The 12,591-nt window shown below is 69.3% G+C and carries 14 protein-coding genes; 2 read left to right on the forward strand and 12 right to left on the reverse strand.

The features are described from left to right. Positions 1 to 50: 50 nt before the first annotated feature. From AB0B91_RS37245 to AB0B91_RS37260, 4 genes are all read right to left on the reverse strand, one after another. On the reverse strand, positions 51 to 536 hold the full coding sequence (locus tag AB0B91_RS37245; RefSeq protein ID WP_358330044.1) for a GyrI-like domain-containing protein: 486 nt from the start codon (positions 534 to 536) through the stop codon (positions 51 to 53). A gap of 53 nt (positions 537 to 589) precedes the next feature. Next, positions 590 to 1,408, reverse strand: coding sequence for a MerR family transcriptional regulator (locus AB0B91_RS37250; RefSeq protein WP_358330047.1), 819 nt, complete (start codon positions 1,406 to 1,408; stop codon positions 590 to 592). Between the two features lie 61 nt (positions 1,409 to 1,469). Then, complete coding sequence (locus AB0B91_RS37255; RefSeq protein ID WP_358330050.1) at positions 1,470 to 2,081, reverse strand: PH domain-containing protein; 612 nt, start codon at positions 2,079 to 2,081, stop codon at positions 1,470 to 1,472. Then, a complete protein-coding gene (locus AB0B91_RS37260) occupies positions 2,078 to 3,151 on the reverse strand; it encodes an adenosine deaminase (protein WP_358330053.1) in 1,074 nt (357 codons plus the stop codon). Before AB0B91_RS37260 ends, AB0B91_RS37255 begins: the two co-directional genes overlap by 4 nt. 64 nt (positions 3,152 to 3,215) lie before the next feature. Between AB0B91_RS37260 and AB0B91_RS37265 the strand changes: the two genes are divergently transcribed. Further along, positions 3,216 to 3,611, forward strand: a complete 396-nt coding sequence (locus tag AB0B91_RS37265) for an NUDIX domain-containing protein (protein ID WP_358330056.1) — start codon at positions 3,216 to 3,218, stop codon at positions 3,609 to 3,611. Between the two features lie 202 nt (positions 3,612 to 3,813). Here AB0B91_RS37265 and AB0B91_RS37270 read toward each other — a convergent pair whose 3' ends face one another. From AB0B91_RS37270 to AB0B91_RS37280, 3 genes are all read right to left on the reverse strand, one after another. Beyond that, positions 3,814 to 4,164 carry a cupin gene (locus tag AB0B91_RS37270; RefSeq protein ID WP_358330058.1) on the reverse strand — a complete coding sequence of 117 codons (351 nt, stop codon included), beginning with the start codon at positions 4,162 to 4,164 and terminating at the stop codon, positions 3,814 to 3,816. A 4-nt stretch (positions 4,165 to 4,168) separates the two neighbouring features. Beyond that, positions 4,169 to 4,819, reverse strand: coding sequence for a hypothetical protein (locus AB0B91_RS37275; protein WP_358330061.1), 651 nt, complete (start codon positions 4,817 to 4,819; stop codon positions 4,169 to 4,171). Positions 4,820 to 4,900: 81 nt separating this feature from the next. Then, complete coding sequence (locus AB0B91_RS37280) at positions 4,901 to 6,259, reverse strand: MFS transporter (protein ID WP_358330064.1); 1,359 nt, start codon at positions 6,257 to 6,259, stop codon at positions 4,901 to 4,903. 135 nt (positions 6,260 to 6,394) lie between these two features. Between AB0B91_RS37280 and AB0B91_RS37285 the strand changes: the two genes are divergently transcribed. Beyond that, positions 6,395 to 6,781, forward strand: coding sequence for a MarR family transcriptional regulator (locus AB0B91_RS37285; protein WP_358330066.1), 387 nt, complete (start codon positions 6,395 to 6,397; stop codon positions 6,779 to 6,781). A 52-nt stretch (positions 6,782 to 6,833) separates the two neighbouring features. Here AB0B91_RS37285 and AB0B91_RS37290 read toward each other — a convergent pair whose 3' ends face one another. From AB0B91_RS37290 to AB0B91_RS37310, 5 genes are read right to left on the reverse strand one after another with little or no spacing between them, the layout of a single operon-like run. Next, positions 6,834 to 8,108, reverse strand: a complete 1,275-nt coding sequence (locus AB0B91_RS37290; protein WP_358330069.1) for a thymidine phosphorylase — start codon at positions 8,106 to 8,108, stop codon at positions 6,834 to 6,836. After that, a complete protein-coding gene (locus tag AB0B91_RS37295; RefSeq protein ID WP_358330072.1) occupies positions 8,108 to 8,503 on the reverse strand; it encodes a cytidine deaminase in 396 nt (131 codons plus the stop codon). The genes AB0B91_RS37290 and AB0B91_RS37295 overlap by 1 nt, the downstream gene beginning before the upstream one ends. Continuing rightward, complete coding sequence (locus AB0B91_RS37300) at positions 8,500 to 9,789, reverse strand: ABC transporter permease (protein WP_358330075.1); 1,290 nt, start codon at positions 9,787 to 9,789, stop codon at positions 8,500 to 8,502. Before AB0B91_RS37300 ends, AB0B91_RS37295 begins: the two co-directional genes overlap by 4 nt. Further along, positions 9,786 to 10,925, reverse strand: coding sequence for an ABC transporter permease (locus AB0B91_RS37305; RefSeq protein ID WP_358330078.1), 1,140 nt, complete (start codon positions 10,923 to 10,925; stop codon positions 9,786 to 9,788). The genes AB0B91_RS37300 and AB0B91_RS37305 overlap by 4 nt, the downstream gene beginning before the upstream one ends. Beyond that, positions 10,925 to 12,532 carry an ABC transporter ATP-binding protein gene (locus AB0B91_RS37310; RefSeq protein WP_358330081.1) on the reverse strand — a complete coding sequence of 536 codons (1,608 nt, stop codon included), beginning with the start codon at positions 12,530 to 12,532 and terminating at the stop codon, positions 10,925 to 10,927. The genes AB0B91_RS37305 and AB0B91_RS37310 overlap by 1 nt, the downstream gene beginning before the upstream one ends. Between the last annotated feature and the right edge of the window lie 59 nt (positions 12,533 to 12,591).

Consider the following 12,591-nt stretch of genomic DNA (forward strand, 5'->3'; position numbering starts at 1 on the left):
GCACCATCCGGCGTCGTCAACATCCGGCCTCCAGGCACTATCCGGCGTCGTCAGGCCAGGCGGAACTCCAGGTCGATGTCCCAGTTGCTGGGGTCGGGCTCGACCCGCGGGTCCGTCTGGTACATCTCCAGGCGGCAGCCCCAGTGCTCGGTGTCGCCGTCGCGCGTCATGTCCCACTTCAGACCCTGCTCGTCCGCCCAGGCCAGGAGGTTCTCGATGACGCCGATGAGCTGGTCGGGGTGGCCGTGGTGGCGTACCGTCGCGTAGCGGCCGGCCGGCAGGTGAGCGGCGAAGATGTCGTTCTCGCCCGCCACCGGGGCCGCGACCGGCACGCCCGCCTCGACCTCCAGCCGGTCGGCCGGCATGTCGATGGCGAGGTACCTGAGGAACGGCGCCCCGGCGGGTGCCACGCCCCGCTCGGCCAGCCAGCCGATCAGCTCGCCGATGCGGTCGGCCACCAGGCCGAAGGTGGTCATGCTGATGGTCCTGCGGATCCCCACGTAGGGGCGATCGGGATGGTCAATGATGTGCGGCACTGTTCTGTCCTCCTTCACATACCTAGACAAGGCGGGCCCCCGAAACTCATCGGCTAGACCGGTGCCACCTCGATCTGGAGCTCCGTCACCCATTCGGCCAGGTCGTCCGGGCAGTGCAGGTAGACCTCTCTGGCCAGGCCGCTGGCCCGGTAGCCGTTCTCCTCGATCCAGTGCGCCAGCGCCTGGAACGTCGAGCCGACCTCCTCCATCGAGCCGTGGTGAATGATCGTCGCCACCGTCTCGATGCCCGGCAGGGCGACGATCTGGAAGTCGTGGCGGTCCTCTGGTCCCACCGTCACGGGGAACGCGGCGTGCACGATGACCGCGCCGTCGTCCTCGGGGATGTAGTACGCGATGCCGGGACCCGGCGTGGTCACCTGTGCCGCCTCCAGCCGCGCGCACAGCTCGCGGTACAGCGGCTGGATGACCGGACCGATGTCCTCAGCCTCGTAGCTGGCGGCCTTCGCGCTGAGCTCGGCGACCCTGATCGCGGCGACCTGCTTGAGCACGACCTCGTCCGTCTTCATGCGCCCCTCCGTCTCGATGGTCCGGAGCCTCGCCTCGACACCGCGCAGCCTGGCCAGGTCGGCGCTGATCCGCGCCTCCAGCTGCGCGCGGCGCAGCCGGACCATGCCGTGCAGCTCCTCCGTGCTCACCTTGTCGTCGAGGATCGCCCTGACCTGCTCCAGCGTGAAGCCGAGGTCCTTGATCGCGACGATGCGGTTGAGCCTGGACAGCTGCGCCGCCTGGTATGAGCGGTAGCCGGTGGCCGGGTCCACGTGCGCGGGCCGCAACAGCCCGATCGCGTCGTAGTGCCGCAACATACGCACGGACACGAGCCCTAGCCTGGCGAAGTCTCCGATACTGAACATGACTCCTCCAGGTGTAGGGCCTGACACGGTGTGAGAGTCAACGCCGCACCTCTGGCCGGCGCTAGCCGATCACGACCGCCATCACCACGAGCGCGATCGCCGCGGCGAGCACCGCGAACGAGTCGATCGCCCAGCTGGCGCGGGCGGGCGGGGCTTCCACGTCGCGGCGCCGGGCCGACTCGGCCCGCTCGGTGATCTGCTCCCCCACCCAGTCGGCGTGCGTCTTCCCGGCGAACGCCTCCGCCGCGGCCTGCTCCGCCTTGCTCAGCGTGGGCTCGGTCTTGAACCGGCCGCGCTGCGGCTTGGGCGCGGCCCGGCGCTGCGCCCTGGCCCGCTCGCGAGCCGTGCTCATCGGCGTCCACAGCCGCAGCATCTGCTCGGCGCCGTAGCTGACGTTGATGGTGTGGCCCACGACCACGTCGTTGACCGACGCCCACGGCACGAACGTCGAGCGGAGCGGGTTGCGCCCCTCCAGTCCCTCCTCGGTCACCACGGTCGCGGGCCGGAGCGCGACCAGGTAGACCACTGCGGTCAGCGCGCCCAGCACGGCACCCGCCACCAGCGAGGGCTTGCCGTTGTAGCGGGCGGTCAGATCCCAGATGTTGAAGGCGACGAACGCCAGCCACACCCACCCGAGCACGAAGGCGGTCTTGGAGCGATAGATCTGTTTCACGGCTGCCATTTCATCCGCGCGAACCCGGGCTTGATCACACCGTTGATCAGCGCCAGCCGTTCGTCGAACGGGATGAACCCCGACTTCATCGCGTTGACCGTGAACCACTGCAGGTCATCCCAGCCATAGCCGAACGCCTCCACCAGCTTGTCGAACTCCTGCGACAGGCTGGTGCGGCTCATCAGCCGGTTGTCGGTGTTGACCGTCACCCTGAAGTGCAGGCGGCGCAGGAGCCCGATCGGGTGCTCGGCGATGGAGTCGGCGGCCCCGGTCTGCAGGTTGGAGGTGGGACACATCTCCAGGGGGATGCGCTTGTCACGGACGTACGCGGCCAGGCGGCCCAGCTTGGCCGAGCCGTCGCCGGACACCGAGATGTCGTCGATGATGCGCACCCCGTGCCCGAGCCGGTCGGCGCCGCACCACTGGATGGCCTGCCAGATGGACGGCAGCCCGAACGCCTCGCCGGCGTGGATCGTGAAGTGCGCGTTCTCCCGCTGCAGGTATTCGAACGCGTCGAGGTGCCTGGTGGGCGGGTAGCCCGCCTCGGCGCCGGCGATGTCGAACCCCACCACGCCGACATCCCGATAACGCACGGCCAGCTCGGCGATCTCCATCGACCGCGCCTGGTGCCGCATCGCGGTCAGCAGCGTGCCGACCTTGATCTCGCGCCCAGCGGACCCCTGCCTGAACCCCTCCAGCACCGCCTCGACCACCTGATCGAGGCTGAGCCCCGTAGTGGTGTGCTGCTCGGGCGCGAACCGCACCTCGGCGTAGACGACCCCGTCATCGGCGAGATCCTCGGCGCACTCGGCGGCGACGCGGGCCAGCGCCTCGCGCGTCTGCATGACACCGACGGTGTGCTGGAACGTCTCCAGGTAGCGTTCGAGTGAGCCAGAGTCGGCCGCCGCCTCGAACCACTCCCGGAGGTTGTCGGAGTCGGTGGTGGGCAACTCGCCATAGCCGCAGTCGCGAGCCAGCTCGACGATGCTCTCGGCCCGCAGGCCGCCGTCAAGATGGTCATGCAGCAGCACCTTGGGCGCCCGTCGGATCTCGTCAAGCGTGGGCCTCATCCGCCCATGATATGCGCCTTCGGCCCACGAACCTTTCGCTCCGCCACGGCGGCATACTCATCGAATGACCATCGACAAGATCGCCTGGGTCCACCTGGAAAACGGCAAGATCCTCAGCACCCGCTCGCGCGGCAAGGACGTCTACTACATCCCCGGAGGCAAACGCGAGCCCGGCGAAACCGACCTCGACACCCTCATCCGAGAGATCGACGAGGAACTGGCCGTCGCCATCATCCCGGCCAGCGCCACACACTTCGGCACCTTCCAGGCCCAGGCGCACGGCCACGCCAACGGGGTCACCGTCCAGATGACCTGCTACACCGCCGACTACCGAGGAACACCCACCCCGAGCAGCGAAATCGAAGAAGTCACCTGGCTGACCTACGCCGACCGCGACCGCGTATCCCCCGTCGACCAGCTCATCTTCGACCACCTGCACCAGACGGGCCGGCTCACCTGACAGGCTGCCCGGCACCGTCGCGGGGGCGGCGAGACACGATGCATGAAACGCCCGGCTGACGTCCCAGGAAACCGGCCAAGAACACGCCGTAACGGCGCCCGGCCCCGTGCGGGTCAGAGGCCGTCTCCCTGGAGGCCCCCGCCACGTACGGCGTTTGGGGGTGGGGCGGCAGTGCCGTAAAAAGAAAAAATAGGTTGGTTTGTCAGGCCCGGTTGGCCGCGTCCGGAGAGAAGGCGGGGAGGCAGACGGCGATGTACTCGGCGCCGTCCGGACCCGTGCTGTAGCGGATCTTCTCGCCCGGGTCCGTGACCACGGACTGCCCGGCGGTCACCTCGGTGGTGCCGTTCGCGTGTTCGACCAGGAGCGTGCCGCGCAGCACGACGGTGTACTCCGTGAACGAGGGCGTTTGGGCGGGCTCGTCCCAGCCGGGCGGGGCGACCATGTGGGCGATGGAGATCGCCTCGTCGCCACTGTTGACGCGGCCCACGTGCTCGTCGATGAGCTTGCCGCCGGGCACTGGGATGCGGGTCGCCGCCTCGATCTTTCTCACCACCGGGTCAGTGTCCCACGTCTATGACGAGCCGGTCAGGGCCGGTCTGCTCTTTCAGGTCGAACGCCGCCCGGTGGTCGAGCACGAGGCCGACGCCGACGTAGCCCTCGAAGTCGCCGGTCTTGATCACATGCGTGATGTTGCCGAGGTCGGCCGGAAAGATCGGGCCGCCTTTCCAGGTGGGCGCGCCCTTGGCGTCGTGGGCCTCGGCGGGGTTGAGCAGGATCTGGAGGTACGCGCCGCCGGGGACGTGGAAGTTCTTGCCCGAGCCGTCCTGGAGCAGCTTCTCCACCCATTGGGCGTTGTAGCCGGGCATGGCGCCCTTGAGGTCGATCACCACGCGGTCGTAGGTGTCGTGGGCGGCGTATCGGACGCCCAGCACGATCGCGGGGTCGCCGCCACCGTGGTCTACGTCCACCTCGACCTTGCTCGTCGATGACGACTGCTGCTTGGCGTAGCTCGGCGTGGGCGTGTCGCTGGGCGTCGTCGACGGACTGGCGGCCTGGGGTGCCGCGCTCGTGGTGGCGCCGCCTGCCGTGCCGCCTGATGGGGTCGTACCGCATGCGGTCAGTACGGCGAGACAAGCGGCAGCGACGAGAGCGGCGGCGTGGGCAGGTCGGAGCCCCGACGAATGCCCGGGCGCGGATGACGGGCGCATACCAGAGTGATTCCCCAGTACAGGGGGCCACAAGCAGGCCCCGCGCGGCAGACCACCGCGCGGGGCCGAACAACGAATCGGTCAGACCGTCTCCAAGACCTTCGCGTCCTCCTGCTCGGCCACCGCCGGCTTACGAGCCCGCAGCCCGGTGGCCGAGATCGCCACCCCCACCAGCGCCAGCACCAGCGACACCACGATCGCCGACCGCAGCGTGTCGATCGACAGGGTGGTACCACCCGAGGAGAGCACCGCCGAGACCGCGGCGAGCACGATCGCGCCGCCCACCTGCCCGGAGGTGTTGAGCAGGCCGGAGGCCAGCCCCTGCTCGTCGTCGTTCACGCCGTTCGTGGCCTGGATGTTCAGCGGCGCGAACGACAGCGCGAACGCGATCCCCAGCAGCAGCATGCCGGGAATGACCAGACCGCCCAGGCTGGGCCGCTCGTCGATGCCCAGGAACATCGCGTAGCCACCGGCCAGCGCGGCCGCGCCGATGGTGGCCAGCTTGGTGGTGCCGAACCGGTCGGCGAAGTCGCCCATCTTGGTCGAGGAGATCGCGACGAGCAGTCCGGCGGGCAGGAACGCCAGCGCGGTGCCCAGTGCCGACCAGCCGAGCAGGTTCTGGAAGTACTGCATGGCCACGAACTGGAAGGCCACGTAGGAGCCCATCAGGATGAGCAGCCCCAGGTTCGCCCGGACGAGCGAGCCGGAGCGCAGGATGCCGAGCCGGACCAGCGGGTGCTTCATCCGGAGTTCGGCGAAGACGAACAGGCCGAGCAGCGCGGCGACGGCGACCAGCGAGCCGATCGTCCGCGGCGAGGTCCAGCCGGCCTCGGGAGCCTGGACGACGGTGAAGACGAGCAGCAGCATCGAGGCGGTGATCAGCACGGCGCCGATCAGATCGTGGCCGCCTTCGGCCCGCTCCTCCGTGCTACGCGGCAGCACCTTGAGCGCGGCGACCAGCGCGATGATCGCGACCGGTACCGGCATCAGCAGCGTCCACCGCCAGCCGATCTCGGTCAGGAGGCCGGACAGCACCAACCCGAGCGAGTAGCCACTGGCTCCACACGCGGTGAAGATGCTGAGCGCCTTGTTGCGCTCAGGGCCCTCGGGAAAGGTGGTCGTGATGATGGAAAGCGCGGCCGGCGCGGTGAAGGCGGCGCCCACCCCCTTCACGAACCTGGCCACGATCAGCAGGGTGCCGTCGTCCACCAGCCCACCGAGCAACGACGCGATGGCGAAGACGCCCAGCGCGACCAGGAACACCCTGCGTCGCCCGAGCAAGTCGGCGGTCCTGCCGCCCAGCAACAGAAGACCGCCATAACCGAGCACGTAGCCGCTGACAACCCACTGCAGAGAAGAGGTAGAAAGGCCCAGATCGTGCTGGATCGCGGGCAGCGCCACGCCGACCATCGACACATCGAGGGCATCAAGGAAGATCACTGCACAGAGCACGACAAGCGCGCCCCAACGGGATGAAGAAGAGGACATGGGTCAGTACACTACATGCATCCGCATCTAATGCAAACGCATTTAATTCCGTTGCATAAGATTTAGCGAGGTGGTAACCTCCGCGTCATGGACGAGGAGTTCGTGGTCGGGACCTGGCACTACGTCCTGGCCAAGCACGCCAAGGCGATGTGCTCGCTGGAACGCGAGCTGGGTGACAAGCACGGCCTGGGGCCGAGCGAGTTCGAGGTGCTGGACCGCATCGTCCATCACGACAGGGAGCTCCGGATCCAGGAGCTCTGCGACGAGGTCCATCTGAGCCAGAGCGCGCTGTCCAGGGTCGTGGCGCGGCTGGAGAAGTCTCAGCTGGTCTCGCGCGGCGTGTGCGCCCAGGACCGCCGCGGCGTCTTCGTCTGCATCACCGACGCGGGCAGAGAGCGCCACCGAGCGGCCCTCCCGACGCAGCGCGCCGTGCTCGCCGACGTGTTCGCCGACGCGCCCGCCCTCGCCCGCTGACGTCGAACGGCGCCCGTACGAGGGCACAGACGCCGAACAGCAGTACGGCCGGCTAGGCCGTGATCCGGTCCATCACCAGGGGCAGCACCTCGGTGCTCGCCGCCCCGACCTCGTAGCCACCCCGCAACGCCTCCAAGGCCCGTTCGAAGCGAGCCGTCTCGTCCGCGTGCAGGGTCATCAAGGGCTGTCCCGCCCGAACGAGGTCCCCCGGCTTGGCATGCACCATGATGCCCGCGCCGAACGACACCGGATCCTCCTTACGAGCCCGGCCCGCCCCCAACCGCCAGGCCGCCAGACCGACGGCATAGGCGTCCAGGCGCGACAGAACACCCGAGGAAGGCGCCTCGACCACCATGGTCTCCGCCGCCTTGGGCAGCACCGCGTCCGGGTCGCCGCCCTGGGCGGTGATCATCCGGCGCCAGGCGTCCATGGCCGAGCCGTCCGCCAGCGCCCGCTCCGGGTCCGGGCCGGAGATCCCGGCCGCCTCCAGCATCTCCTGCGCCAGCCGTACGGTGAGCTCCACGACGTCCGGCGGCCCGCCGCCCGCGAGGACCTCGACCGACTCCTGGACCTCCAGGGCGTTGCCCACGGCGCGGCCCAGCGGGCGGTCCATCGCGGTGAGCAGGGCGACCGTGCGCACGCCCGCGTCGGTGCCCAGCGCGACCATGGTCTCGGCCAGCTCGCGAGCCCGCTCGGGCGTCTTCATGAACGCCCCGGAGCCCACCTTGACGTCGAGCACCAGCGACCCGGTGCCCTCCGCGATCTTCTTGGACATGATCGACGAGGCGATGAGCGGGATCGACTCGACCGTGCCCGTGACGTCGCGCAGCGCGTACAGCTTCTTGTCGGCCGGAGCCAGGCCAGAGCCGGCGGCGCAGACGACCGCGCCCGCCGACCGCAGCACCGAGAGCATCTCGTCGTTGGACAGCGAGGCCCGCCAGCCGGGAATCGACTCCAGCTTGTCGAGCGTGCCGCCGGTGTGGCCGAGGCCGCGGCCGGACAACTGCGGGACGTAGGCGCCGCACGCGGCCACCAGCGGGGCCAGCGGCAGCGTGATCTTGTCGCCGACGCCGCCGGTGGAGTGCTTGTCGGCGGTGGGCCGGTCGAGCGCGGACCAGTCCATCCGCTCGCCCGAGCGGATCATCGCCTGCGTCCAGCCGGCGATCTCGCGCCGGTTCATGCCGTTCAACAGGATCGCCATGGCCAGCGCGGACATCTGCTCGTCGGCGACCTCGCCGCGGGTGTAGGCGTCGATCACCCAGTCGATCTGGGCGGCCGTCAGCTCGCCACCGTCGCGCTTGGCGACGATGACCTCGATGGCGTCCATCAGGCGGACCTGGACAGGTCGTCGGGGCCGAACGCGTAGGGCAGGATCTCGGCCATCCGCTTCGGCCCGTCCACGGTCTCGACCAGCAGTTCCTCGCCGCCGAACTCGAACAGCAACTGCCGGCACCGCCCGCACGGCATCAGCAGCTCACCGTGGCCGTCCACGCAGGTGAAGGCCACCAGCCGACCGCCGCCCGACGAGTGCAGCGCCGAGACCAGCCCGCACTCGGCGCACAGGCCCAGGCCGTAGGAGGCGTTCTCGACGTTGCAGCCGGTGATGACCCGGCCGTCGTCCACGACCGCCGCCGCGCCGACGGGGAACTTGGAGTAGGGCGCGTACGCGTTGTGCATGGCCTCGATGGCCTCCGTGCGCAGGCCGTCCCAGTCGATGTTCAATGCTGTTCCCCCCGGCGATAGCGCACGCCGTCGGCCTTGGGCATCCGCAGTCGCTGCGAAGCCACGAGGAGCACGAGCAGCGTGAGCACGTGTGGTGTGATGAAGACGAACTCGTTCGGCAGCTGGTCGACGGTCAGCCACAGCCAGATCAGCACGATCATGCCCCCGGCGGCCGCCGCGATCAGGTTGTACTCCCTGGCGCCCCTGGCCACCATCTCCGCGGGCTGGCCGGACGACAGCAGCGCGCGCACCTTGGCGGCGATGTAGATGAGCAGCAGTATGGCGCCGAACAGGAAGAACGCCGTGACGGGCGATTGGGCCCCGGAGCTGCGCAGTTGCAGACCGTCGGCGTACCCGAACAGCGCGGCGCCCGCGGCCAGCCCGCCGGGCCGCCAGTTGCCGAAGATCATGGCGGCCAGGCCGATGAACCCGCGACCCGCGGTCTGGCCCTCGACGTACTTGGTGGTGACGAAGACCAGGAACACGCCGCCGAGCCCGGCGAACGCGCCGGAGATGACGACGGCCACGTACTTGATCAGGTAGACGTTCACGCCCAGCGACTCGGCCGCCCACGGGTTCTCGCCCGCCGAGCGCAGCCGCAGGCCGAAGGCCGTGTGCCAGAGCACGAAGAACGTCAGCGGGAACAGCAGCACGGCCAGGATCACCAGCACGTTCACCTCGTGCGTGAGCCCGCGCAGGATGCCCGCGAGGTCGGAGACCAGGAACCAGTGGGTGCGCTCCAGGCTGCCGAGCCAGTCGGGACCCGACGAGAACAGCGGCAGGCTGGGCTGGGGCGCCTCCGAAGACATGGCAGGCGAGGTGGTGATGCCCGCGCCCGCCGCGGCCGCGGCGGTGCCCTCCTTGTAGAAGACCTCCGACAGGAAGCGGGTGATGCCGGGGCCGAGCAGGTTGATGGCCACGCCGCTGATGATGTGGTCGACGCCGAACGTCACGGTCGCGACCGCGTGGATGAGGCCGCCGAGCGCGCCCGCGAGCAGCCCGGCGACCAGCGCGGCCATGAAGCCCCACTGGTATCCGGCCCAGCCGGCGAACCAGGTGCCCAGCACCATCATGCCTTCGAGGCCGATGTTGACCACGCCGGCCCGCTCGGCCCAGAGGCCGCCGAGCCCGGCCAGGCCGATCGGCACCGACAGCAGCAGCGCCGCGTTGAACGTGCCGGACGAGGTGATGTCGTCCTGCCCGGACACGACGCGGACCACCGACATCAGCAGGATGAGCACGGCCACGCCGATGAGCGCCAGGTGGTAACGGCTGAGCTTGGTCATGCTGCCACCTCAACGGGAGTGTTCCTGCCGAGCTGCTGAGCGGCCCGCCGTTCCTCGCGCCGCAGCGCGATCCTGCTGGTGATCTCGTTGGCGATGACCACGAGCAGCACGATCGTGCCCTGCATGATCATGATGACCGAGGGCGGCACGTTGGCGAACTGCAGGGGGCCCTGCGCCCGGTCCAGGAAGCCGAACAGCAGCGCCGCGACCGCGATGCCACCGGGTTTGTTCCGGCCGAGCAGCGCCACGGCGATGCCCAGGAAGCCCAGACCGGGGGTGAAGTTGGAGCCGAAGGAGTGCTTGTCCCCGAGGATCTCCGGCAGGCCGATCAGCCCGGCGATCGCGCCGGAGAGCACCATCGCGGAGATGACCATCTTCTTCGGGTCGACGCCCGAGGCCAGCGCGGCCGAGGCGTTGAGGCCGCTGGCCTTGACGTCGAAGCCGAACCGGGTCCGCTCCAACACCACCCAGAGCACGATGCCCACCACGATGGCCACCAGCAGGAAGCCCCAGAGCCCGCCGCCGCGAGGCGCCGGCAGCCCGAACATCTCGAACACGACGTTGAGGTTGGGGAACCAGGCCGACTGGGGCAGCGTGGGCGTCGTGGTGGTCAGCACGCCCTTGGCCCGCTCCCCGGTGAAGGGGCCGCGGACGAGGAAGGCGGCCAGGTTGATCGCGATGTAGTTCAGCATGATCGTGGCGATGACCTCGTTCACCCCCCGGGTCACCTTCATCACGGCGGGGATCAGCGCGTAGAAGCCGCCCACGGCCATCGCCACCACGATGATCACGGGGATCTGGATCCAGGCGGGCGCCGCGAACGTCGAGCCGACGTACGCGGCGCAGACGGCCGCGATCCGGTACTGGCCCTCCACACCGATGTTGAAGAGGTTCATCCGGAAGCCGACGGCCACCGCCAGGCCCGCGATGTACAGCGGCACGGCCCGGTTGAGCATGGTCACGATGCCGTTGACCACCGCCCGCTCGGTCTCGCCGAAGTCGAAGAAGGCGGCGAACGCGGCCTCGGGGCTGGCCCCCGCCGCGATGATCGCCACGCTGGAGATCACGATCGCCAGGATGATGGCCGCGATGGCGCCGGCGATCGTCAGCAGCGCCCGGTAGAGCCCGGCGGGCATCACGTCTCCTCAGTACTGGTGATGGCGCCGGTCATGTAGCCGCCCAGCCGTTCGGGCGTGACGTCGGACGGGTCGAGACGGGCGACGAGCCGGCCGCGGTAGATCACCTGCAGCGTGTCGGACAGCCCGATGAGCTCGTCGAGGTCGGCCGAGATCAGGAGTACGGCCAAGCCCGCGGCCCTGGCGTGACGCAGGTGGTCCCAGATCGCCGCCTGCGCGCCCACGTCGACACCACGGGTGGGGTGGGCGGCGATGAGGAACTTGGGCTCGCCGCTCATCTCCCGCCCGACGATCAGCTTCTGCTGGTTGCCGCCCGACAGGGCCAGCGCCAGCGTGTCGACGCCCGGTGTACGGACGTCGTAGTCCTTGACGATGCGTTCGGTGTCGGCCCTGGACGCCCGCCGGTTGATCCAGATGCCCGAGCGCGCGGGCGGCCTGGTCTGGTGGCCGAGCACCCGGTTCTCCCAGAGTGACGCCTCCAGCAGCAGACCCTGGCGGTGACGGTCCTCGGGGATGTAGCCGATGCCCGACTCGCGGCGTTTGAGGGTGGACCAGGTGCTGATGTCGGCGCCGTCGAGCGTGATGTCGCCGTGCACGGGCAACATGCCCATGATGGCCTCGATCAGCTCGGACTGGCCGTTGCCCTCGACCCCGGCGATGCCGAGGATCTCACCCTTGCGGATCTCGAACGACACGTCGTCGAGGAGCAGCCGCCGGCCCTCCTCACGCAGTTTCTCGACATACAGGGCGACCGACGTGCCCTTGGGCACCGGGCGGAAGCCGTCGGCCTCCATGGTCAGGCCCGACACCGTCAGCGCCACGTCCTCGGTCACCGTGGACTCGCGCGTCTCCGGCGTGGGCAGCTCGCTGCCGACCATGAGCTCGGCCAACTGCCGCGCGGTGACCTGGCCGGGGTCGACGCTGGCGACCGTGGTGCCGCGCCGGATCACGGTGATCGCGTCGGCGATGCTGAGCACCTCGTCGAGCTTGTGCGAGATGAAGATGACCGTCAGCCCCTCGGCCTTGAGCTCGCGCAGGTTGTCGAAGAGCTCGTCGACCTCCTGGGGTACGAGCACCGCGGTCGGCTCGTCGAGGATCAGGATGCGCGCGCCGCGATAGAGGACCTTGAGGATCTCCACCCGCTGCCGGTCGCCGACACCGAGGTCCTCCACGACCCGGTCGGGATCCACGCGCAGGCCATGGCGGGCGGCCAGCTCGGTGATGCGCGCGCGGGCGCCGGCGGCGTCGAGCATGCCGGCCCTCTTCGGCTCGGCGCCGAGGACGATGTTCTCCAGCACGGTGAAGTTGTCGGCCAGCATGAAGTGCTGGTGCACCATGCCGATGCCCGAGGCGATGGCGTCGCTCGGTGTCCGGAAGGCTACTTCCGCACCATTCACCTTGATGGTGCCCTCGTCCGGCTTCTGCATGCCGTAGAGGATCTTCATCAGGGTGGACTTGCCCGCGCCGTTCTCCCCGACGATCGCGTGCACCGTGCCGGGTTCGACGGTGATGCGGATGTCGTGGTTGGCGACGACGCCGGGGAAGCGTTTGGTGATGCCTTCCAGCTCGACGGCGGGTTGCACCGCGGCGACGGTGTCGGCGTTCACTGGTCGCTCACCGCTCCTCAATCGCTCCGCTCATTGTGTGAGGGATAGGCCGAAGGCCC

Origin of the sequence: Nonomuraea sp. NPDC049141, from assembly GCF_040648415.1 — a bacterium.
Taxonomy (GTDB): Bacteria; Actinomycetota; Actinomycetes; order Streptosporangiales; family Streptosporangiaceae; genus Nonomuraea.